Raw genomic sequence first — 249 nt, forward strand, 5'->3', positions numbered from 1 at the left:
AATAATAAATTTAGGAGCTTTTGATTCCCTATTTTACTAATTCGTGGACGTCCTTTTACACTACTCCCACTTTGACGGATTACTGGTGTTAGACCAGCGTAACTACACAATTCACTTCCGCTTGTAAAACGATCAAAACCATCGGTTAAAACAACTAGCATTAATGATGTTTTGGAACCAATTCCTGGAATACTTTTTAAGCGTGTTAAAACATCCTGATGCACTTCTTTTACTAAAGCTAACAATTTA

Annotated in this window: 1 protein-coding gene; it reads right to left on the minus strand. The window is 34.9% G+C overall.

What is annotated here, in order from left to right:
• Positions 1-249: IS110 family transposase (locus tag Q0838_RS14295; RefSeq protein WP_298956571.1), on the minus strand; the 249-nt coding region annotated here is incomplete at both ends.

This window comes from uncultured Nonlabens sp. (genome assembly GCF_947495285.1).
Taxonomy (GTDB): domain Bacteria; phylum Bacteroidota; class Bacteroidia; order Flavobacteriales; family Flavobacteriaceae; genus Nonlabens.